Source organism: Streptomyces sp. 1-11, assembly GCF_007176755.1.
Classification (GTDB): domain Bacteria; phylum Actinomycetota; class Actinomycetes; order Streptomycetales; family Streptomycetaceae; genus Streptomyces.
The window spans coordinates 196,329-216,524 of sequence record NZ_BJTV01000002.1; the positions used below are offsets into that span (position 1 = coordinate 196,329).

The 20,196-nt window shown below is 73.5% G+C and carries 17 protein-coding genes; 11 read left to right on the forward strand and 6 right to left on the reverse strand.

Annotated features, from left to right (window positions below; genetic code table 11):
* Positions 1 to 77 precede the first annotated feature (77 nt).
* A complete protein-coding gene (locus tag TNCT1_RS05200) occupies positions 78 to 1,766 on the forward strand; it encodes a GAF domain-containing protein (protein WP_373920460.1) in 1,689 nt (562 codons plus the stop codon).
* A 23-nt stretch (positions 1,767 to 1,789) separates the two neighbouring features.
* Here TNCT1_RS05200 and TNCT1_RS05205 read toward each other — a convergent pair whose 3' ends face one another.
* Both TNCT1_RS05205 and TNCT1_RS05210 read right to left on the reverse strand, forming a co-directional pair.
* Complete coding sequence (locus TNCT1_RS05205) at positions 1,790 to 4,174, reverse strand: phosphoketolase (protein ID WP_143628748.1); 2,385 nt, start codon at positions 4,172 to 4,174, stop codon at positions 1,790 to 1,792.
* 159 nt (positions 4,175 to 4,333) lie between these two features.
* A complete protein-coding gene (locus TNCT1_RS05210; RefSeq protein WP_373920461.1) occupies positions 4,334 to 4,822 on the reverse strand; it encodes a respiratory nitrate reductase subunit gamma in 489 nt (162 codons plus the stop codon).
* A 669-nt stretch (positions 4,823 to 5,491) separates the two neighbouring features.
* On the opposite strand from TNCT1_RS05210, the gene TNCT1_RS05215 reads away from it, so the two are divergent.
* Positions 5,492 to 5,914 carry a pyridoxamine 5'-phosphate oxidase family protein gene (locus TNCT1_RS05215; RefSeq protein WP_143628750.1) on the forward strand — a complete coding sequence of 141 codons (423 nt, stop codon included), beginning with the start codon at positions 5,492 to 5,494 and terminating at the stop codon, positions 5,912 to 5,914.
* A 438-nt stretch (positions 5,915 to 6,352) separates the two neighbouring features.
* Positions 6,353 to 7,156, forward strand: coding sequence for a polyphosphate kinase 2 (ppk2, locus tag TNCT1_RS05220; RefSeq protein ID WP_143628752.1), 804 nt, complete (start codon positions 6,353 to 6,355; stop codon positions 7,154 to 7,156).
* 189 nt (positions 7,157 to 7,345) lie between these two features.
* On the opposite strand, the gene TNCT1_RS05225 is transcribed toward ppk2, so the two are convergent.
* The 4 genes from TNCT1_RS05225 to TNCT1_RS05240 all read right to left on the reverse strand — a co-directional run bounded on the left by TNCT1_RS05225 (position 7,346) and on the right by TNCT1_RS05240 (position 10,596).
* Positions 7,346 to 8,239, reverse strand: a complete 894-nt coding sequence (locus TNCT1_RS05225; protein WP_143628754.1) for a universal stress protein — start codon at positions 8,237 to 8,239, stop codon at positions 7,346 to 7,348.
* Between the two features lie 160 nt (positions 8,240 to 8,399).
* Positions 8,400 to 9,029, reverse strand: coding sequence for a hypothetical protein (locus TNCT1_RS05230; protein WP_143628756.1), 630 nt, complete (start codon positions 9,027 to 9,029; stop codon positions 8,400 to 8,402).
* A 139-nt stretch (positions 9,030 to 9,168) separates the two neighbouring features.
* Positions 9,169 to 9,852: a response regulator transcription factor gene (locus TNCT1_RS05235; protein ID WP_143628758.1), complete on the reverse strand. Its 684-nt coding sequence runs from the start codon at positions 9,850 to 9,852 to the stop codon at positions 9,169 to 9,171.
* A 303-nt stretch (positions 9,853 to 10,155) separates the two neighbouring features.
* Positions 10,156 to 10,596, reverse strand: a complete 441-nt coding sequence (locus TNCT1_RS05240) for a pyridoxamine 5'-phosphate oxidase family protein (RefSeq protein WP_143628760.1) — start codon at positions 10,594 to 10,596, stop codon at positions 10,156 to 10,158.
* 812 nt (positions 10,597 to 11,408) lie between these two features.
* Between TNCT1_RS05240 and TNCT1_RS05245 the strand changes: the two genes are divergently transcribed.
* From TNCT1_RS05245 to TNCT1_RS05280, 8 genes are all read left to right on the forward strand, one after another.
* Positions 11,409 to 12,476, forward strand: coding sequence for a glucose-1-phosphate thymidylyltransferase (locus tag TNCT1_RS05245; RefSeq protein WP_143628762.1), 1,068 nt, complete (start codon positions 11,409 to 11,411; stop codon positions 12,474 to 12,476).
* Between the two features lie 61 nt (positions 12,477 to 12,537).
* A complete protein-coding gene (locus TNCT1_RS05250; protein ID WP_143628764.1) occupies positions 12,538 to 13,137 on the forward strand; it encodes an acyltransferase in 600 nt (199 codons plus the stop codon).
* Positions 13,138 to 13,426: 289 nt separating this feature from the next.
* Positions 13,427 to 14,599 carry a hypothetical protein gene (locus TNCT1_RS05255; RefSeq protein ID WP_143628766.1) on the forward strand — a complete coding sequence of 391 codons (1,173 nt, stop codon included), beginning with the start codon at positions 13,427 to 13,429 and terminating at the stop codon, positions 14,597 to 14,599.
* Positions 14,596 to 15,366 (forward strand): WecB/TagA/CpsF family glycosyltransferase, encoded by a 771-nt coding sequence (locus TNCT1_RS05260; protein WP_143628768.1) that lies wholly within the window; start codon positions 14,596 to 14,598, stop codon positions 15,364 to 15,366. The genes TNCT1_RS05255 and TNCT1_RS05260 overlap by 4 nt, the downstream gene beginning before the upstream one ends.
* Positions 15,366 to 16,625 carry a nucleotide sugar dehydrogenase gene (locus TNCT1_RS05265; RefSeq protein ID WP_143628770.1) on the forward strand — a complete coding sequence of 420 codons (1,260 nt, stop codon included), beginning with the start codon at positions 15,366 to 15,368 and terminating at the stop codon, positions 16,623 to 16,625. The genes TNCT1_RS05260 and TNCT1_RS05265 overlap by 1 nt, the downstream gene beginning before the upstream one ends.
* Positions 16,626 to 16,628: 3 nt before the next feature.
* The gene (gene wecB, locus TNCT1_RS05270; protein ID WP_143628773.1) at positions 16,629 to 17,744 is read left to right on the forward strand and encodes a non-hydrolyzing UDP-N-acetylglucosamine 2-epimerase; all 1,116 of its coding nucleotides are present in this window, start codon (positions 16,629 to 16,631) and stop codon (positions 17,742 to 17,744) included.
* Positions 17,745 to 17,795: 51 nt separating this feature from the next.
* Entirely contained in the window at positions 17,796 to 18,623 is an 828-nt protein-coding gene (locus TNCT1_RS05275) for a Wzz/FepE/Etk N-terminal domain-containing protein (RefSeq protein ID WP_143628775.1), read from the forward strand.
* The gene (locus tag TNCT1_RS05280) at positions 18,592 to 20,193 is read left to right on the forward strand and encodes a lipopolysaccharide biosynthesis protein (protein ID WP_143628777.1); all 1,602 of its coding nucleotides are present in this window, start codon (positions 18,592 to 18,594) and stop codon (positions 20,191 to 20,193) included. Before TNCT1_RS05275 ends, TNCT1_RS05280 begins: the two co-directional genes overlap by 32 nt.
* Positions 20,194 to 20,196: the final 3 nt, after the last annotated feature.

Here is a 20,196-nt window from a genome sequence, read left to right on the forward strand (position 1 = left end):
GGTGAGTCGGCGATACGGTGAGGGGATCCGTGGTGGACGAGCGCGCGCAGGACGGGCGTGAGGCGGAGGCGTCCGGGATGTCCCCGCAGTTGCGCCTGGACGTGCTGCTGGACGATCTGCAGAGCCAGGTGGCGCAGGTCCGGGCGGCACGGGACCGGGTGCACACGCTGCTCGACGCCGTCCTGGCCGTCGGTTCGGACCTTGACCTGGAAGTGGTGCTGCACCGCATCGTGGAGTCGGCCGTCGTCCTGGTGGACGCGCAGTACGGGGCGCTCGGCGTGCTGGGCGACGAGGGCACGATCAAGCAGTTCATCACGGTCGGCATGGACGAGGAGACCATCGCCCGGATCGGGCACTACCCGCGGGGCGAGGGCATCCTGGGCCTGCTGATCCGTCATCCGGAGCCGCTCCGGCTGGCGGACCTGCACAAGCACGCGGCGTCCGTGGGCTTCCCGGGCGGGCACCCCCCGATGAACAGCTTCCTCGGCGCCCCCGTCCGGGTCCGCGAGCAGGTCTTCGGCAATCTCTACCTGACCAACAAGCGCAGCGGGGCGGAGTTCGACACCGACGACGAGGCGGTGCTGCGCACCCTGGCGGCGGCGGCCGGCGTGGCGATCGACAACGCCCGGCTGTACGAGGACGCGCAGCGGCGGCAGCGGTGGCTGGCGGCCAGCAACGAACTGACCCGCAGCCTGCTATCCGGCGCCGAGCCCGGCGAGGTGCTGGAGTCCTTCACCGGCAAGGTGCGGGAGGTGGCCGGCGCCGATCTGGTCACCCTCGCGGTGCCGGTCGGCGATCGCGGCGAGCTGGTCATCGAGGCGGCCTCGGGGGCGGGGGCGGAGAAGGTCCGCGGCCTGGTGCTGCCCCCTTCGGCGCTGGCCGCCAAGGTCTTCACCTCCGGTGAGACGATCACCAGCGACGCCCTGAGCGCCGACCCGCGCTCGGAGGGCGGCAGCGCCTCGGTGGTGGAGCTCGGGCCGGCGTTCTTCGTGCCGCTCGGCACCCCGGAGCACGTCCGCGGGGTGCTGCAGGTGGCGAAGCTGCCCGGCGGCGCCCCGTTCGCGGACGCCATGAGCGACATGGTGACCGGGTTCGGCAACCAGGCCGCGCTGGCCCTCGACGTCGCCGAGCACCGGCGGGACACCGAGCGGATGGTGGTGCTCGACGACCGCGACCGGATCGCCCGGGACCTGCACGACCTGGTCATCCAGCGGCTGTTCGCGGGGGCGCTGTCGCTGCAGTCGACGCTGGGCCGGGTCTCCGACCGGCCGCAGGCGAGCGAGCGGATCCAGCGGGTGGTGGACGACCTGGACGACACCATCAAGATCATCCGTTCCACCATCTACGCGCTGCGCGAGCGCGACCAGGCGCGCCGTGGCAGCGGGCTGCGCTCCCAGCTCGTCGCGGCCGCCGAGCGGGCCACCGAGTCGCTCGGCTTCGCCCCGGCGCTGCGCATGACCGGGCTGCTGGACACCGTCGTCACCGCTGAACAGGGCGAGCAGTTGCTCGCCGTGCTCGGCGAGGCGCTGTCCAACGCGGCCCGGCACGCGCACGCCACGGCGGTCGACGTCGGCGTCGAGGTCACGGACGTCGTCCTCAGGCTGCGGGTGGCCGACGACGGCCGGGGCGTCGATCCGGCGGCCACCCGGCGCAGCGGTCTGGCGAACCTGCGCCGGCGCGCGGAGGAGCTGGGCGGCTCGTTCTCGCTGTCCGCGAACGAGCCGAGCGGCACGGTCGTCGAGTGGACCGTGCCGCTGGCTCCGTAGCCGCCCGCGGCGGGCCGGCCGGCTCAGCCGTCCCAGGTCCAGTCGGCCACCTCGGGCAGGTCGGTGCCGTGCTCGCGGATCCACACGTGGTGCCGCTGGCGGGTGTCCTCCATGTGCTGGCGTACGGCCGCGGCGCGCACCGCGAGTCCGGGGACGCGGTCGATGACGTCCATGACCAGGCGGTAGCGGTCGAGGTCGTTGCTGACCACCATGTCGAACGGCGTGGTGGTGGTGCCGATCTCCTTGTAGCCGCGCACGTGCAGGTGGGGGTGACCGGTGCGCCGGTAGGCCAGGCGGTGGATCAGCCACGGGTAGCCGTGGTAGGCGAAGATGACCGGCTTGTCCGGGGTGAACAGCCCGTCGTACTCGAAGTCGGTCATCCCGTGCGGGTGTTCCTCCTTCGGCAGCAGCCGCGCGATGTCCACCACGTTGACCACGCGCACGGCCAGTTCGGGCAGGTGGCGGCGCAGCAACTGGGCGGCGGCCAGCACCTCCTGGGTGGGCACGTCGCCGGCGCAGGCCAGCACCACGTCCGGGTCCCGTGAGCCGTCCTCGGTGCCCGCCCACTCCCAGACGCCGGCGCCGCGCGCGCAGTGCACGCGCGCCTGCTCCATCGGCAGCCAGTCGTAGCAGGGCTGTTTGCCGGCGACGATCACGTTGACGTAGTCGCGGCTGCGCAGGGCGTGGTCGGCCACGGACAGCAGGGTGTTGGCGTCCGGCGGGAAGTACACCCGGACCGCCTCGGGGCTCTTGTTGAGGATGTGGTCGACGAATCCGGGGTCCTGGTGCGAGAACCCGTTGTGGTCCTGGCGCCAGACGTGCGAGGTCAGCAGATAGTTGAGGGAGGCGATGGGGGCGCGCCAGGACAGCCGGCGGGTGGTGCGCAGCCACTTGATGTGCTGGTTGACCATCGAGTCGACGATGTGGACGAAGGCCTCGTAGCAGGAGAACAGTCCGTGCCGGCCGGTGAGGAGGTAGCCCTCCAGCCAGCCCTGGCAGGTGTGTTCGGAGAGGATCTCCATCACCCGGCCGTGCCGGTCGAGGTGTTCGTCCACACCGAGGGTGCCGGCCTGCCAGGCCTTGCCGCTGGCCGCGTAGACCGCCTGGAGGCGGTTGGAGGCGGTCTCGTCCGGGCCGACGAGGCGGAAGTCCCGGCGTTCGGCGGTGGCCCGCATGGCGTCCTCGAGCATGTCGCCGAGGACGCGGGTCGGTTCGTGCAGCGTGGCGCCCGGTTTGTCGACGGCGACGGCGTACCGCTCCAGCGGCGGCAGCGGCAGTTCGCGCGCCAGCAGGCCGCCGTTGGCGTGCGGGGTGGCGCCGAGCCGGCGGGCGCCCTCGGGGACGCAGGCCAGTACCTCCGGGCGCGGGGCGCCCCGCTCGTCGAAGAGTTCCTCCGGCCGGTACGAGCGCAGCCACCGCTCCAGTTGCCGCAGGTGCTCGGGGTTGTCCCGGACGGCGGCCAGCGGGACCTGGTGGGCGCGCCAGGTCCCCTCGACGGGCAGTCCGTCGACCTCGGCGGGCCCGGTCCAGCCCTTCGGGGTGCGCAGCACGATCACCGGCCAGCGGGGCCGTTCGGTGGCGCCGTCCTCGCGGGCGGCGCGCTGGACGGCGGCGATGCGGTCGAGGGCGGTGTCCATGGCGTCGGCCATCGCGCGGTGCACGGCGGCCGGGTCGTCGCCGGTGACGTGGATCGGGTCGTGGCCGTAGCCGGTCAGCAGGTCGTCGAGTTCGGCCTCGGGGATCCGGGCGAGCACGGTCGGGTTGGCGATCTTGTAGCCGTTGAGGTGCAGGATCGGCAGGACGGCGCCGTCGTGGACCGGGTCGAGGAACTTGTTGGAGTGCCAGGAGGCGGCCAGCGGCCCTGTCTCCGCCTCACCGTCGCCGATGACGCAGGCGACGACGAGGTCCGGGTTGTCCAGCGCGGCGCCGTAGGCGTGGGACAGCGCGTAGCCGAGTTCGCCGCCCTCGTGGATCGAGCCGGGCGTCTCCGGTGCCACGTGGCTGGGCACTCCGCCGGGGAAGGAGAACTGCCTGAAGAGCCGCGCCATGCCGGCGGCGTCGCGTGTGATGTCGGGGTACGTCTCGGAGTAGGAGCCCTCCAGCCAGGAGTTGGCCAGCACCGCCGGTCCGCCGTGGCCGGGACCCCAGACGCACAGGGCGTTCAGGCCGCGGGACTTGATGACGCGGTTGAGGTGGGTATACACCAGGTTCAGGCCGGGCGAGGTGCCCCAGTGGCCGAGGAGGCGCGGCTTGACGTGCTCGGGCCTGAGCGGCTCGGTCAGCAGGGGGTTGGCCATGAGGTAGATCTGGCCGACGGCAAGGTAGTTCGCGGCACGCCAGTGGGCGTCCAGCGACCTCAGCTCGTCCTCCTCAAGCTCGGCGGGCACCTGCTGGGTGTCGACGGACATCTGCGTTCCTCTCCATGTCGGGTCGGGGCTCGGCGGACGCGCGTGCCGGTCTGTGGGACCCACCCTCCGCCGGGGCCCCGGGTACCCGACAGGGCCGTTCGGGCCACAACGCCGGAGCCGGTCGGGTGAATCGGTCCGGCCGGCCGCGGTGACCGCCCGTCACCCGATGCGCTCCCAGCCCCGGCGGGGTGCGCGGGTGCCGAGCCGGGTGTCGCGGCTGCGGTAGACGATGTAGGGGCGGGTGAGGTAGCCGATCGGCGCGGTGAGCATGTGGACCAGGCGGGTGAAGGGCCAGGCGGCGAAGAGGAGCATCGCGCTGATGGCGTGCAGCCGGTAGAGCAGCGGTGCGCCGCTCATCAGGTGCGGGTCGGGCTGGACGGCGAAGACGGAGCGGAACCAGGGCGAGACGGTCTCGCGGTAGTTGTAGCCGCCGCCCGCGATGTTGGCGTCGACGGTGGCGGCGAGGCCGAGCGCGAGGGTGGCGGTGAGCGAGACGTACATGGCCTTGTCGTTGCGGGTGGTCGCGGAGAACACCGGGCCGACCGTGCGGCGCCGGCTCCGTCTCCCTGACCACCGCTCCGCTCCTTCCCGGACCTGACGGCCCTTCGGATATGCGCCTCGGTCCGTGTCCAGGGAACGCCATCGCAGGTGTTGTCACAATTCCGGCACCGACACCCCGGGACGCGCCATGCGGGGGGGACGGCTCCGGCCCAGTGCGGACGCCGGGCCGAGCGGACGGCGGCGGCTGAGGGAAACGGGCGCCGGGGCGGGCGGACGACGGCGGCTGCGGCAAACGGGCGCCGGGGCGGGCGCGCACGGCCTCGACGGCCTCTGTACCCGGTCACGGGGTGCGGGCTCCGGCACATCGGCGTTCTCCCGGGCGGCTTCCGCCATCCGCGTGAGGCGGCCGTCCCGGAGGGGGTCACGCGGGACCGGCCGGCCGCTGCGGCAGCCGGCAGCCGCAACGCTCGCGCGTCACGCGGCTCCCCTCGTCGTGGCGCGGGCCGGACACGGACAAGGGTCCCTCACAGCGGGCGGGCCGGTCGCCCCGTCCCACTGTCCGCGCCCGCGCCCTGCGCCGGAGAGGGCCGAACGTCCCCCGCGGCGGGCCCGTCCGTCCCCGGCTCGCGGACCGGCCGGCGGGCGTTCCGGCTCCGGTCGCGACTACCGGGCGTCGTCCGGCTCCGCCGGCGGGCGGGTCCGGCGGGAAGGCAACCGGCGGTCCTGCGCGGTCCCCGTGGCCGTCCGGGTCCGGGTACGGCCTCAAGGGTCGTCCGGCCCTAACGGTGCTCGGCGCCCGGGAGGGACCATGGACGGGTGTTCCCCGCCGACGGCTTCCGCGTGCTCGGCCGGCAGAAGTGCCTGCGCCTGCTGGCCGGGGTTCCGGTGGGCCGGGTCGTGTACACCCACCGGGCGCTGCCCACGGCGCTCCCGGTCAACTTCTCCCTCGACACGGACTCCTCCGTCGTGCTGCGCACCTCGGGGGACTCGGACCTCGTCCGGGCCATCGACGGGGTGGTGGTGGCGTTCGAGGCGGACGACTTCGACGCCGAGGTCCGAACCGGGTGGAGCGTGGTCGTCACCGGCCGCGCGACGGTGGTGACCGAGCCCGCCGAGCACGAACGCCTGTCACGCACCGGTCCGCGTTCCTGGGTGGTCACACGCGGCGGGGTCTTCGTGCGCATCGAGGCGAAACTGGTCACCGGCCGCGAGCTGGCGGGCGGCCCCGGCGCGCACTGAGACCAAGCGGCCGCGTGCCGCCGGGCGCTCCGGCCGGACGTGAGGGCCGGCCGGGCCACGCGGCGGGGCCCACCGTCCCCGGACGCCGCGTCACCACCGTTGCGCCGCAGGCCCGTCGGCGCCGCGCCGCCCGGTTCGCCCCGCAGCCCCGTCGACGCCAGTTCACCTGGTGTGCCCCGAAGCCCCGTCACGGGCCCGGCGGCCGCCGCTCCGACCGGGAACCGGAACACGGCGTGCCGTCGGAGGCGGTCCCGGCGGACGCGGCGGTCCGGCCGTGGACGGGGCGGTCCGGCCGTGGACGGGGCGGACCGGCCGTGGACGGGGCGGGTGGTGCACCGGTGGCGGACGGTCCGCGGCGGAAAGTACGGTGGCGTCCTGGAGTCCGGCCCCGGGGACGTGCACGAGCGCGCGGGCCGGCGGGCGGCGGGTGGAGGCGGCATGGCCGGTAAGAAGGCGGCGAAGCTGCCGCGCGTGGTGTACGAGAACGAACTGCTGCGCCTGCAGACCGAGTTGGCGAAGCTGCAGGAGTGGGTGCGGTCCGAGGGCGCCCGGCTGGTGGTGGTCTTCGAGGGCCGGGACGCGGCGGGCAAGGGCGGCACCATCAAGCGGGTCGCCGAGCACCTCAATCCCCGGGTGGCCCGGATCGCGGCGCTGCCGAAGCCGACCGAGCGCGAGCGCACGCAGTGGTACTTCCAGCGGTACGTGGAGCACCTGCCGGCCGCCGGGGAGATCGTGCTGTTCGACCGGTCCTGGTACAACCGGGCCGGGGTGGAGCACGTGATGGGCTTCTGCACCAAGGAGGAGCACCAGCTCTTCCTGCGCCAGTGCCCGATCTTCGAGCGGATGCTGGTGGAGGACGGGATCCTGCTGCGCAAGTACTGGTTCTCGGTGAGCGACACCGAGCAGCAGGAGCGGTTCAGACGCCGGCTGGAGGATCCGCTGCGACAGTGGAAGCTGTCCCCGATGGACCTGGAGTCCATCACGCACTGGGAGGCCTACTCCCGGGCCAAGGACGAGATGATGGTCCACACCGACATCGCCGAGGCCCCGTGGTTCGTCGTGGAGAGCGACGACAAGCGGCGGGCGCGGCTGAACATGATCGCCCACCTGCTCGGCTCCGTCCCGTACCACGAGGTGCCGCCGCAGGTGCTGCGGCTGCCGCCGCGTCCGCCGTCGACCGGCTACGAGCGTCCGCCGCGCGATCTGCAGACGTACGTGCCCGATCACACCGCCGGTCTCTGAGCGGCCGGCGGCTCCGGGCCGGGCCGCCCCACGCCGGGCTGCCCCAGGCCGGGCTGCCCCACGGGCCGCCCCGGGCCGGGCTGCCCCGCATCACGGCACCCCGCATCGGCACCCCGCGCCACGGCGCCCGCGCCACGGCCGCCGCCGCACCCTCCCCGGAGTGCGGCGGCGGCCGGGCGGGGCCGGGCGTCAGCCGTGCGCCACCACGGCGACGGGCGCGACGGCGTGGTGCAGCACGGCGTGGGCGACGGTGCCGATGTGGGCGCCGAGCGGGGAGCGGCGGACGCGCCGGCCGACCACGACCAGCGAGGCGTCGCGGGAGGCCTCGATCAGCAGGAGCGAGGGGCTGATCCAGCGCGACTGCGTGACGACCTCGACGCCGGGGTGCTTCAGCCGCCAGGGCCGCAGCGCCTCCTCCAGGGCGGCGGCGTGGCTCTTCGCCACCGTCGTGGTGACCTCGGGGTCCATGGCCATGCCGTAGGAGTAGTAGTACGACGGCGGGTTCCAGGCGTGCACCACCCGCAGCGGCACCGAGGCGCGCTCGGCGGCCTCGAACGCGAACTCGACCGGGGCCGCGTCCGGCGCCTTGACGTCCAGTCCCAGCACGACGGGGCCCGCCGGGTCGCCCGCCGCACCCGGGCCGGGCCCTTCGCCCGCCTGCTCGGCGGAGCGGACCAGGACCACGGGCCGTTCGCTGTGCGCCACGACCGACTGCCCCACCGAGCCGACCAGGAAGCCGCCGAGCCCGCTGAGGCCGCGCGAGCCGAGCACGAGCAGTTCGGCCTGCCCGGCAGCGGCGGCCAGGACCTCGGCCGGCTGTCCGGTGAGCTGCTCGACGCCGACCTCGACGCCGGGGTGGCCCGACCGCAGGGCGTCGGCCGTTTCGCGGAGGATCCGCTCGGTCCAGTGCTGGTGCGTGTCGGCGCCCAGCAGCGGGGCCTCAGCCATGGGCTCCGGCACGGGCTGCCAGACCTGGACCAGCTTCACCGGCAGGCCGCGCAGCCGGGCCTCACGGGCGGCCCACTCCGCCGCGGCGCGGCTCTCGGCCGAACCGTCGATGCCTACGGTGATGGTGCGGGACATGATCTCCACCTCTCGTGGATGGGGGGACGCCGGGGTGGCGTCGCGCTCCGGGGGGTTGTGGGACTGTGCGGGCCGGCGTCGCCGCCTTCGCCGGGGTCGCGGCGCGGGAAGCCGGCCGGTCGCCGGGGCGGTCCCGTGGGGGCCGTCCCGGCTCGGCGGGTCAGCGCAGCCAGGCGTGGTCGCGGACGACGGGGAGCCGGGCCCACCGCCGGCCCAGGCCCCAGGTGGTGCCCGCGCCCGCCGCCGCCACGGCGATCAGCGCCACCGCGTAGATCACGTGGTAGTCGGCGAACGGGTTGGCCGACATGCTCGGCGACCCGTCCGACAGCCGCCTGGCCGGCGGCCACTCGGCCAGCCACATCAGCGCCATCATCGCCGTGCCCGCGAGCGCGGCCGGCCGCAGCGCCACCCCCGCCATGACCGCGGCCCCGATGCCCAGCAGGCCGAGCATGAACAGCCAGTCCGCCCAGCCGGCGCCGGCCCAGGCGTGGAACGTCGACTCCATCGGGCCGGCGGCCACCGAGCTGAGGAAGCCCCTGGTCGGCGACCCGCCGTCGATCCAGCCCCGGCCGGAAGCCGTCGCGTACCCGAGCCCGAAGGCCTTGTCCAGGAACGCCCACAGGAAGACGAACCCGGTCAGCAGCCGCAGCGACGCCAGGGCGGCGTCCTGCGCGGTGTGCGTGGCGGCGCGTGCCGAAGCGCCGGATCCGGCGACTGAGCGGGCCAGGTGCCGGCGGAGGGCCGGCAGGCGGAAGCCGGGGCTCCGGTGGGTGTGCTCGTGCACGGCCATGATGGTGGTCCCTTCGGGGGGTGTCCGGGTCGTCGTTTCCCGACGGCACTCACTCTGGCCCGGCGCGCGGCGCCGGGCCGGATGCCGAAGGTCTCCCTCCGAGGGCCGAACGTCCCTGTCCTGACGGGACGTTGTGCCGTCAGCGTCCTTCCCGGCCCCGTTTGTCCTGGATCTGGGTGGCGATGACGGCGGCCTGGATGCGCCGCTCGACGCCGAGTTTGGCGAGCAGGCGGGAGATGTGGTTCTTCACCGTCTTCTCGGCGAGGTACAGCCGCTGACCTATCTGACGGTTCGTCAGACCTTCGCCGATGAGGGCCAGGATCTCCCGCTCGCGGTCGGTGAGGCCGGGCAGCTCGTCGAGTTCCTCCCGCTGCTGCGGGCCTCCGCGCAGCCGGGCCATCAGTCTGGCGGTGGCACTCGGGTCGAGCAGCGACTGGCCGGCCGCCACGGTGCGTACGGCGGACACCAGATCGGAGCCCCGGATCTGCTTGAGGACGTAACCGGAGGCGCCCGCCATGATCGAGTCGAGCAGCGCCTCCTCGTCGTCGAACGAGGTCAGCATCAGACAGGCCAGCTCGGGCATGCGCGAGCGCAGCTCCCGGCAGACGCTCACGCCGTCGCCGTCGGGCAGCCGGACGTCCAGCACCGCGACCCGGGGGCGCAGCGCGGGGATCCGCACCAGTGCCTGCTCCGCCGTGCCGGCCTCGCCGATCACCTGGATGTCCGGTTCGTCGTCCAGCAGGTCGCGCACACCGCGCCGGACCACCTCGTGATCGTCCAGCAGGAAGACCGGGATCGGGCTGCCCTGCTCGCCGTCCGCCATTGACCGCTCCTCGTTCGCGCTCTCCGCCCGCCGGCGGATACCGGCGGCCTCCCTACCGGATCCTTGCCCCACCCGGGCCGGACAGCCAGGGCCGAACGGCCCTGGTGTGCGGGACACCGTGCGGTTCCGGCCCCCGTCCGTGCCCGGGCGACCCGCACCCACCGGGTACCCGGGGCGGACGACCGGGCGGCGCGGAAGGACGGGCGGCGCGGAAGGGACGGCCGGGCGGCGCGAAGGGGCGGTCAGCGCGGAAGGGACGGCCGGACGGCGCGGAGGGGCGGGCGGAGGGCCGTGGGCGGCGCGTCAGGCGGGAAGGTGGACGCCGTACATCGTGCGGCCGCCGACGAGCTCCCGGCCGGTGACCAGCTCGGGCTCGATGCGCACGAAGATCTCGTCGGGCGAGGGCACCCAGGAGCACGGGCCGATCCGGTCCAGGCGCTCCGCCTCGGCAGGGTCCGTGACGACCCGGGCCCGGCCGGTGACGACGACGCTCCACCCGGACCGCGCGTCCGCGTCGACCGCGTCCGCCTCGAAGGCCACGACGGAGCCGTCGACGGCGTGGGCCATCTCCGAGGCCGCCGAGGTGCGCAGCAGCACCGCGCCGTCGTCGTCGAGGCTGAAGTTCACCGGCACGACGGCGGGCAGCGCCTGGCGGGTGTGGACGATACGGCCGACGGGGGCCGTGCCCAGCAGGCGCTCGCACTCGTGACGGCCGAGCTCGCGGAATCCATCGTTCGGGTACATCGGACAGACCGTCTTTCGCCAGTTGGACCGGATCACGATCCATGCTGGGCCGGACCCCGGCCGCCGCGCGAGGGACCACCGGTCCCTACGGCCCGGCAGAACGGCCCGTGGACGGACGGCGCCCCGGGAGGGCCGGGCGACCCGCCCACGTCCCCGCGAACGCCCCGCTCGGCCCCGTCGACGCTGGGCCGGTCCACGGCACGCGCCCCCGCTCCGGCCACGTCGGCATCCAGGTCCGCTCCCGCCGCCGCGGCGCCAGGTCCGCTCCCACCCCCAGGCGTACGCTCGTGAGCCCGCCCTCGCGCGCACCCCCATGCGTCAGCCCCGGCGCGCACGCCGCCCTTCGGCGTCACACCCGGTGACGGCAGGACCGCGGCCCGGGCCCGGTGGAGGCGGACGGGCGGCCGGCCCCCTGCGGACCGGTGCCACCGCACGCATCCGGCTCGGCGCCCGGGAGGGCCGAGCGCCTGAGCCCTGGGCACCCGGCGCGGCAACTTCCCGGCCGGCGGCCGGAGCGGCGGGCAGACTGTGCGGCAGGCGGCGGCCGGATTGGCGGGCGGCCGGTGCGGCGACCGGCGGCCGATGTGGCGGCCGGCGGTGACTGGACCGGCGGCGCATCGAGGGTGGGACCGGGAAGGGCCCCCGCGTCACCGCCGGCGGCACAGCACCGGCTGACCGGCGGCGCGCGCCCCGCCTCTCGTGCCGTCGCTCCGCGCCCGGGCGACCACGGCGGCATGACGGGCCGTGAGGCCGGCACCCCGTGTACCCGGAATCCCCCCGTCAGCAAGTCCGCTGTAAGTAGGCTGATATGCATGAAGGCACTTTTGTTGTCTGGTGGCTCAGGTACCCGGTTGCGCCCCATAACCCATACATCGGCGAAGCAGCTCGTACCCGTCGCGAACAAGCCGGTGCTTTTCTACGGCCTGGAGGCGATCGCCGAGGCCGGCATCACCGACGTCGGCATCATCGTCGGGGACACGGCCGAGGAGATCCGGGAGGCGGTCGGCGACGGTGCCGCGTTCGGACTCGCCGTCACCTACATCCCCCAGGAGGCCCCGCTGGGCCTGGCCCACGCGGTGCTGATCGCCCGTGAGTTCCTGGGCGACGACGACTTCGTGATGTACCTGGGCGACAACTTCATCGTGGGCGGCATCAGGGATCTGGTGGACGCCTTCCGCGCCGAGCGGCCGCAGGCCCAGATCCTGCTGACCCGGGTGCCGGACCCGACCGCCTTCGGTGTGGCCGAACTCGACGCGCAGGGGCGGGTGACCGGCCTGGAGGAGAAGCCCAAGCACCCCAAGAGCGAACTGGCCCTGGTGGGCGTGTACCTGTTCACGCCCGCGATCCACGAGGCCGTGCGCTCCATCGAGCCCTCCTGGCGCGGCGAGCTGGAGATCACGCACGCCATCCAGTGGCTGATCGACGCCGGCCGCGACGTGCGCTCCACGACGATCTCGGGGTACTGGAAGGACACCGGGAACGTCACCGACATGCTCGAGGTGAACCGCTCGGTGCTGGAGACCCTGGACCGCCGGGTCGACGGCACCGTCGACGACGACAGCGAGATCATCGGGCGGGTGCGCATCGAGTCCGGCGCGAAGGTGACCGGCAGCCGGATCGTGGGTCCGGTGGCCATCGGCGCGAACACAGTGATCACCGACTCGTACATCGGCCCCTTCACCTCGATCGCCGGCGACTGCCGCATCGAGGACAGCGAGATCGAGTACTCGATCGTCCTGCGCGACTCCTCGGTGAGCGGCGTCCGGCGGGTCGAGGCCTCGCTCATCGGCCGCAACGTCGAGGTGACGCCCTCGCCCGGCAAGCCCGCCGCCCACCGGTTCGTCCTGGGCGACCACAGCAAGGTCCAGATCTCGTCATGACGACCGGCGACCCGGTGAACGGCCGGGTGGGCCGCACCGACGACACAAGGAGACCGACCCGTTGAACACGAGGATCCAGCCCACCGCCCAGGTCGACGGGACGGCCGTCGTCGGTGACGGCACGACGGTCTGGGATCTGGCCCAGATCCGGGAGGACGCCCGGCTGGGAAGCGGGTGCATCGTGGGCCGGGGGGCCTACGTGGGCCCGGGGGTGTGGATCGGCGACCGCGTGAAGCTCCAGAACCACGCCCTGGTCTACGAGCCCGCGGTGCTCGGCGACGGCGTGTTCGTCGGCCCGGCGGCGGTGCTCACCAACGACCACAACCCGCGTTCGGTGGATCCGGAGGGCCGGCTGAAGCGCGGCGGCGACTGGGATGCCGTGGCCGTGGTGGTGGACGAGGGGGCGTCGCTGGGGGCCCGTTCGGTGTGCGTGGCGCCGGTGCGCGTCGGGCGCTGGGCGCTGGTCGCGGCGGGTGCCGTGGTGACCCGCGACGTGCCGGACTTCGCGCTCGTGGCGGGCGTGCCGGCGCGCCGGATCGGCTGGGTCGGCCGGGCCGGCGTCCGCCTGATGGAGCGGGAGGGCGAGCCGGGTTGCTGGGAGTGCCCCGAGACCGGCGAGCGGTACGACGAGAAGGACGGCGAACTCGTCCCGCGCGTCTGAGGAGTTCGACTTCAGAAGTACCGGTCCCGATTTACCCAAAACACCGTTCGTCGAACATGTGCAGGCATAACATGTGTGCGAACTGTGCAGGCTCAGCACAGTGAGCACACGATTCGGCAGTGCCCGGGGGGGTTTTCACAGTGGGGACATCTGTGCCTGAAGCGAGGAGCGGCAGCCGCTCCGGCGCCTGACATCCACGTCGCCTTTTTCACCGCCCGGCCGTTCGCGCCGCGGCGATCTCAAGTCTGCGCGAAAACAGGACCCACAGGGGGGTTGGTGTGTCCGAACGATGACCATCACACGTCTGGCGGCGCTCGGCCGTGAGGAGCCGCGGCTGCTCACGCTCGCCCAACGGCTGCTCTCGGTCGCCGAGTCGGGGCTTCCGTCGATGCTGCTCCCCGGCAAGGAGGCCTTCGCCTTCACCATGGCCGGGCACCGGTCACCCGACGGCTCCTGGACGCTGGAGCGGCGCGGGACCAGCACCCGGTACGCGGCCATCACCGCGCTCGGGGCGCGGTTCCTGCCCGAGGACCGACAGCGCGCGGTGCTCGGCGGGCGCGGCGCCCAGGAGTTCACGGGCCTGCTGATCGAGTCGCTGCCCGCGGTGACCAACCTCGGCGACGCGGCCCTCATCGCCTGGGCCGCCGCCGACACCGGGCACCCCAAACTGTCCGACGCCCTCGACCGGATGCACGCGCTGGACGAGGAGGGGCGGCCGCAGTACACCGTCGAGGCCGCGTGGGTGCTGTCCGCCCTAGCGGCGGCGCGCGGCACGGCCGACGTGGAGGAGCGCCTCACCGCGGCCCGCGACCGCCTGCTGCGGGCCCGGATCGGCGACAGCCCGCTGTTCCCGCACGCCACGGGCCCCGGCCTGGTGCCCTGGTACCGGGCCCATGTGAGCTGCTTCGCCGACCAGACCTACCCGCTCCAGGCCCTGGCCCGGGCGCACGCCACCGGCGACGCGGACGGCGATCCGCGGGCCCTGGCCGCGGCCGAGGCCTGCGCCGCGCGCATCTGCGCACTGCAGGGTGACGGCGGGCAGTGGTGGTGGCACTACGACGCCCGCACCGGCGGCGTCGTGGAGGGCTACCCGGTCTACAGCGTCCACCAGCACGCGATGGCCCCGACCGCCCTGTTCGACCTCGCCGACGCCGGCGGCGCCGACTTCGCCGCGTCGGTCCGCAAGGGCCTGGCCTGGATGACGGCCGTACCGGAACTGGCCGCACACCCGGACAGGGACGAGCCGCTGATCCTGGACGAACTGGGCGTCACCTGGCGCAAGGTCTTCCGGGGCGACCCGAAGAAGGCCGTGCGCGCCGCCCGGGGCCTCGGTACCCGGGTGGCTCCCCACCTCCGGCTGAAGCCACTGGACCGGGTGTACCGGCCCGTCCACGTGGACCGCGAATGCCGGCCGTACGAATTCGGCTGGATGCTCCACGCCTGGCAGGGAGGCAGAGTATGAGCGGGCGTCAGTCCCTCTTCGGGGTCGAACTGGACCCCCTGACCATGGACGAGACGGTGGGGCGCTGCCTGGCCGCGGTGCGCGAGGGCCGGCAGCTGGAGATCGGGGTGGTCAACGCCGCGAAGCTGGTGAACATGCGGCGCGACAAGCGGCTCGCCGAGGCCGTGGCCGGCTGCGATCTCGTCCTGGCCGACGGACAGGCCGTGGTCTGGGCCGGCCGGATCCTGCGCGCCCCGCTGCCGGAGCGGGTGGCCGGCATCGACCTGTTCCTGCGGCTGCTGGCCGAGGCGGAGTCCGCGGGCATGAGCGTGTACTTCCTCGGCGCCCGCCAGGAGGTGCTGGAGCGGATGCTGGACCAGGTGGCCGGCCGCTTCCCCGGCCTGAAGGTGGCCGGCAGCCGGAACGGCTACTTCGACGACTCCGAGCAGCAGGCCGTCGCGGACGCGATCGCCCGCAGCGGGGCCCAGATGCTGTTCCTCGGCATGACCTCGCCCAAGAAGGAGATCTTCACCGCCGCGTACGGCGAGCGCACCGGCGCCCGTCTCGTGCACGGGGTCGGCGGCTCCTTCGACATCCTGGCCGGGGTCACCAGACGGGCCCCGGTCTCCTGGCAGCGGTGGGGCGTCGAGTGGCTCTACCGCGCGCTGCAGGAGCCGCGCCGGCTGGGCCGGCGCTACCTCACCACCAATGCTGCCTTCGTCCTCATGACGGCGCGCGAGTTCGTGCGGCTCACCCCGTCCCCCGCCTCCGCGAACAGGAGCAACTGATGCGCGTCGTCGTGGTCGGACAGGGATACGTCGGCCTGCCGCTGGCCATCCGGGCCGCCGAGGTCGGTCACGAGGTGATCGGCTATGACGTGGACTCCCGGCGGATCAAGAGCCTCGCCGCCGGCGAGTCCTTCGTCGAGGACGTCTCCTCGGAGCGGATCCGCGCCGCACTGGACAGCGGCACCTACCGCCCGAGCGACGCGGCCCGGGACTGCGGCGGCTTCGACGTCGCCGTGGTGACCGTGCCCACCCCGCTGCACGAGGGCACCCCCGACCTGCGGTACATCAGGGAGTCCGCGGTCACCCTCGCCCGCTATCTGCGCCCCGGCGCCACCGTCGTGCTGGAGTCGACCACCTACCCCGGCACCACCCAGGAGCTGTTCGCCCCGATCCTGGAGGACGGCTCGGGCCTGACCGCGGGCCCCGACTTCCACCTCGGCTACAGCCCGGAGCGGATCGACCCCGGAAACGCCGTCTGGGGCTTCAAGGAGACCCCGAAGGTCGTGTCCGGCGTCGACGCGGCCTCGCTGCAGGCCGTGCGCGACTTCTACGGGCAGCTCGTCGACACCACCGTGCCGGTGCGCTCCCCCAAGGAGGCCGAACTCGCCAAGCTGCTGGAGAACACGTTCCGGCACGTCAACATCGCGCTGGTCAACGAGATCGCGATGTTCGCGCACCATCTGGACATCGACGTCTGGCAGGCCATCGACGCCGCCTCCACCAAGCCGTTCGGCTTCATGAAGTTCACCCCCGGGCCGGGCGTCGGCGGCCACTGCCTGCCGATCGACCCCTCGTACCTGTCCTGGCGGGTGCAGCGCGAACTCGGCCAGAGCTTCCGCTTCGTGGAGCTGGCCAACGACATCAACAACCACATGCCCGAGTACGTGGCACGGCGCATCAGCGAACTGTTCAACGAAAGACGCCGTTCCGTGAACGGCTCGAACATCCTGCTGCTGGGCCTCGCCTACAAGAAGAACACCGGCGACGCCCGCGAGTCGCCCGCCCTGCGCATCTCCCAGTTGCTGCTCGACATGGGGGCCCAGGTCAAGGCGGCCGACCCGCACGTGGTCGAGGACCTGCCGGTGGACACCCGGCTGGTGCGGGTCGAGCCGGTGCCGGAGGAACTGTCCGCCGCCGACGTGGTGGTGCTGCTCACCGACCACGACAGCTTCGACTACGAACTCGTCGCCGAACACGCCCGTTTCGTACTCGACTGCCGTCGCCGGCTGTCGGCCGGGCCCACGATCGAGGTGCTCTGAACCATGCCCCGCATCGTCTGCGTCGCCGGCGCGCGACCCAACTACATGAAGATCAAACCGGTGATGGACGCCCTGGAGCGCCGGGGTGCCGAGGTGGTCCTCGTCCACACCGGCCAGCACTACGACCCGGCGATGAACGACGTGTTCTTCTCCGACCTCGGCATCCGGCCGCCCGACCACTTCCTCGGGGTCGGCTCCGGCACCCACGCCGAGCAGACCGGACGCGTGATGACCGCGTTCGAGCCTCTGCTCGGCGAGCTGTCCCCGGACGTCGTCGTGGTGGTCGGGGACATCAACTCCACCCTGGCCTGCGCCCTGGTCACCGCCAAGGCCGGCCCGCTGCTGGCCCATGTGGAGGCCGGACTGCGCAGCCGTGACTGGAGCATGCCGGAGGAGGTCAACCGGGTCGCCACCGACCGCGTCAGCGACTACCTGCTGGCCCCCTCCCCCGACGCCGCCGCGAACCTGCGTGCCGAGGGGTACCGCGACGACCAGATCCACCTGGTCGGCAACGTCATGATCGACACGCTGCTCGCCAACCTGGAGCGGGCCCGCGCCTCGGACGTCCTCGACCGGTACGGCCTGTCCAGGGGGGAGTACGGTCTGGTCACCCTGCACCGTCCCGCCAACGTGGACGACCCCGGCGTCCTCGCCGGGCTGCTGAAGGCACTCGGCGAGGTCGCCGGCCGCTGCCCGCTGCTGCTGCCGGTGCACCCCAGGGCCGCCGAACGGCTGGCCGCCCTCGGGGTCCCCGGGGGCGTCCGGCTGGTGCCGCCCGCCGGTTACCTGGACTTCATCGCGCTGCAGGACTCGGCCCGCCTCGTGCTGACCGACTCCGGCGGCGTGCAGGAGGAGACCACCGCGCTGGGCGTGCCCTGCGTGACCCTGCGGGACAACACCGAGCGGCCCGTCACCGTGGAGCAGGGCACCAACGTGCTGGCGGGCCGGGACCCGGCGCGCATCGTGTCCACCGTGAACCGGGTGCTGGACGATCCGCCCGCGCCGCGCCGGCCCGAACTGTGGGACGGCCGTGCGAGCGACCGCATCGCCGGCGTGCTGCTGGAGGGAGGACCCGCGGGCGGCCGGCCGAGGCCAACCGACCGGACGTGCACCGTATGATCCGCTCGCGACATATGCTCATCGGGGGTCGGGGCGTGAGGGGGGACCACCATGGATCTCGCTGAGATCTTCCGGGTCATGCGCAGGCGCTGGTACGTGCTGCTGCCCGGACTGCTGCTGACCGCCGGCCTGGCGGTCGCCGTGGCGATGGTGGTTCCGGTCACCTACCAGTCGCAGAGCACGGTGGCCCTGCTGAACTCCCAGAAGGCCACCGTGGCCTACGACGGCAATCCGTTCCTCAGCACCCAGACCTCGCTCACCGGCATGGCCGACAGCCTGGCCCGCAACCTGAACTCCGACGGCTCGGTGCGGGAACTGAAGTCCCGTGGCGCCACGGGCACGTTCGCGGCCAAGATCGCCGACAACGCGCAGGGGCCGCTCATGTGGCTCACCGTCACCGGCACCGACAAGGCCGCCGTCCTGGAGTCGGACCGCGTCCTGACGGCGTTCGCCAAGGAGCGGCTTGACCAGTTCCAGAAGCAGCAGTCGGTCGCGCCGAAGGCCATGATCCGCATGACCACGATCGTGCCCCCGCAGAACCCGGTGGCGCAGACCAAGACCAGGCTTGAGTACCTGGTCATGGCCGGGGCCCTGGGCCTGGTGCTGAGCATGGGCGCCGCGTTCTACGTGGAGGCGCGCAAGAGGTCGCCGAAGCCCGGGCCGGAGCGCGAGGCCGCCCCCGTCCCCGCGGCCGTGACCCCGGTCGTGGAGGAGACGCTCACCATGCGGCGGCTGCCGCACTGGTCGCGGACCGCCGAGGACGGGTCCGCCGCCGCAGGAACCACCGCGCCGCGGCCCGTAGTGGCCGGGGCGTCCGCCGCAGAGCCGCTCGACGAGGAGTCGACTCATGGACACCGCCCGCGCGCCGGAGACCGGTGAGACGAGCGACGGCCCCGCTCCTCCCGCTCCCGCACTCCCCGCTCTTCCCGGATCCGCCCCGCCCGACCCCACCGCGCCCCCTTCCGACGACCTCCGCCTGAAGGTCCGTTCGGCGGCCCGGTGGAGCCTGATCAACACCGTCGTGATGCGGCTGGGCAACTTCGCGACCGGCATCCTGCTGGCGCGGTTCGCCCTGGGCCCCGCGGAATGGGGCGTGTACGGCATCGCCCAGACCGTGCTGCTGGTCCTGCTGTCCGCGAACGAGCTGGGCGTGGGTCTGGCCATCGTGCGCTGGGAGGGGGACGCGCGGCGCTTCGCGCCGACCGTGCTGACCCTCAGCACCCTCTCCAGCGGCCTGCTGTACGTGGCCCTGTTCGCGGCGGCGCCGACGGTGGCCGGTCTGATCGGTTCGCCGGACGCCGTGGGCGTACTGCGGGTGATGTGCCTGTGCGTGGTGATCGACGGGGTGGCCCAGGTGCCCGGTGGCTTCCTCACCCGTGAGTTCGCCCAGGGCAAGCGGATGGTCATCGACGCCCTCAACTTCGTGACCGGCACCGCGGTGACGCTGCTGCTGGCCTTCGAGGGCTGGGGGGCGATGAGCTTCGCCTGGGGAGCGGTGGCGGGGAACCTGGTGACGCTGGTCGGCTGCGGGCTGGCGGCGCCGGGCACCCTGAAGTACGGCTGGGACACCGGCCAGGCGCGGGCGCTGCTGAGATTCGGGCTTCCGCTGGCGGGGGCGAGCATGCTGGCCCTCGCGGTGGTCAACGTCGACACCATGGTGGTGGGCGCGACGCTGGGCAACGTGTCCCTGGGCTTCTACGTGCTGGCCTTCAACATCTCCGGCTGGCCGGTGCGGATCATCTCCGAGGCCGCCCGCCGGGTCTCCTTCGCCGGCTTCTCCCGCCTGGCCGAGTCGCCGGGGGCGCTCGCCCAGGGCTTCAGCCGTGCCCTGGGCGTGCTGATCACCGCGACCGTACCGCTCTGCGTCCTGCTGGCCGCCCTCGCGGAGCCGGTCGTCCACCTGGTGTACGGCGGCCAGTGGACCCCGGCGGCCGCGGCACTGCCCTGGCTGATGGCCCTCGGCCTGATACGCATCGGCGGCGAACTCGCCTACGACTGCCTGGTCGCGATCGGCCAGCGCCGGTCGCTGTTCCTGGTGCAGGGGCTGTGGCTGGTGGCCCTCATCCCGGTGCTCGTCGTCGCCGCCCGCCTGAACGGCATCGTCGGAGTCTCGCAGGGCCATGTCGTGGTCGCCGCGGGCCTGGTGGTGCCCGTGTTCCTGATCGCCCTCGGCCGCGGCGGCATCGGCGTCGGCCGGATCGCCAGGGCCTGCGCCTGGCCCTTCCTCGGCGGGGCCGTGATGACCGCGGTGGTGCTCGGTCTGCGGCACCCGCTCGGCGACGGCCGGCTCGCGCTCCTCGCCATCGGCACGATCGCCCTGGCCGCCTACACGCTGTGTGTACTGCCCAGCCGCGGCTTCCTGCGCGGCGCCGGCCGCGGTGAACGACCCCACCGCGGCCGGCGCAGGCCGGCCGCACCGCTTCGGCCCGACCGACAGGACGTGGAATGAACC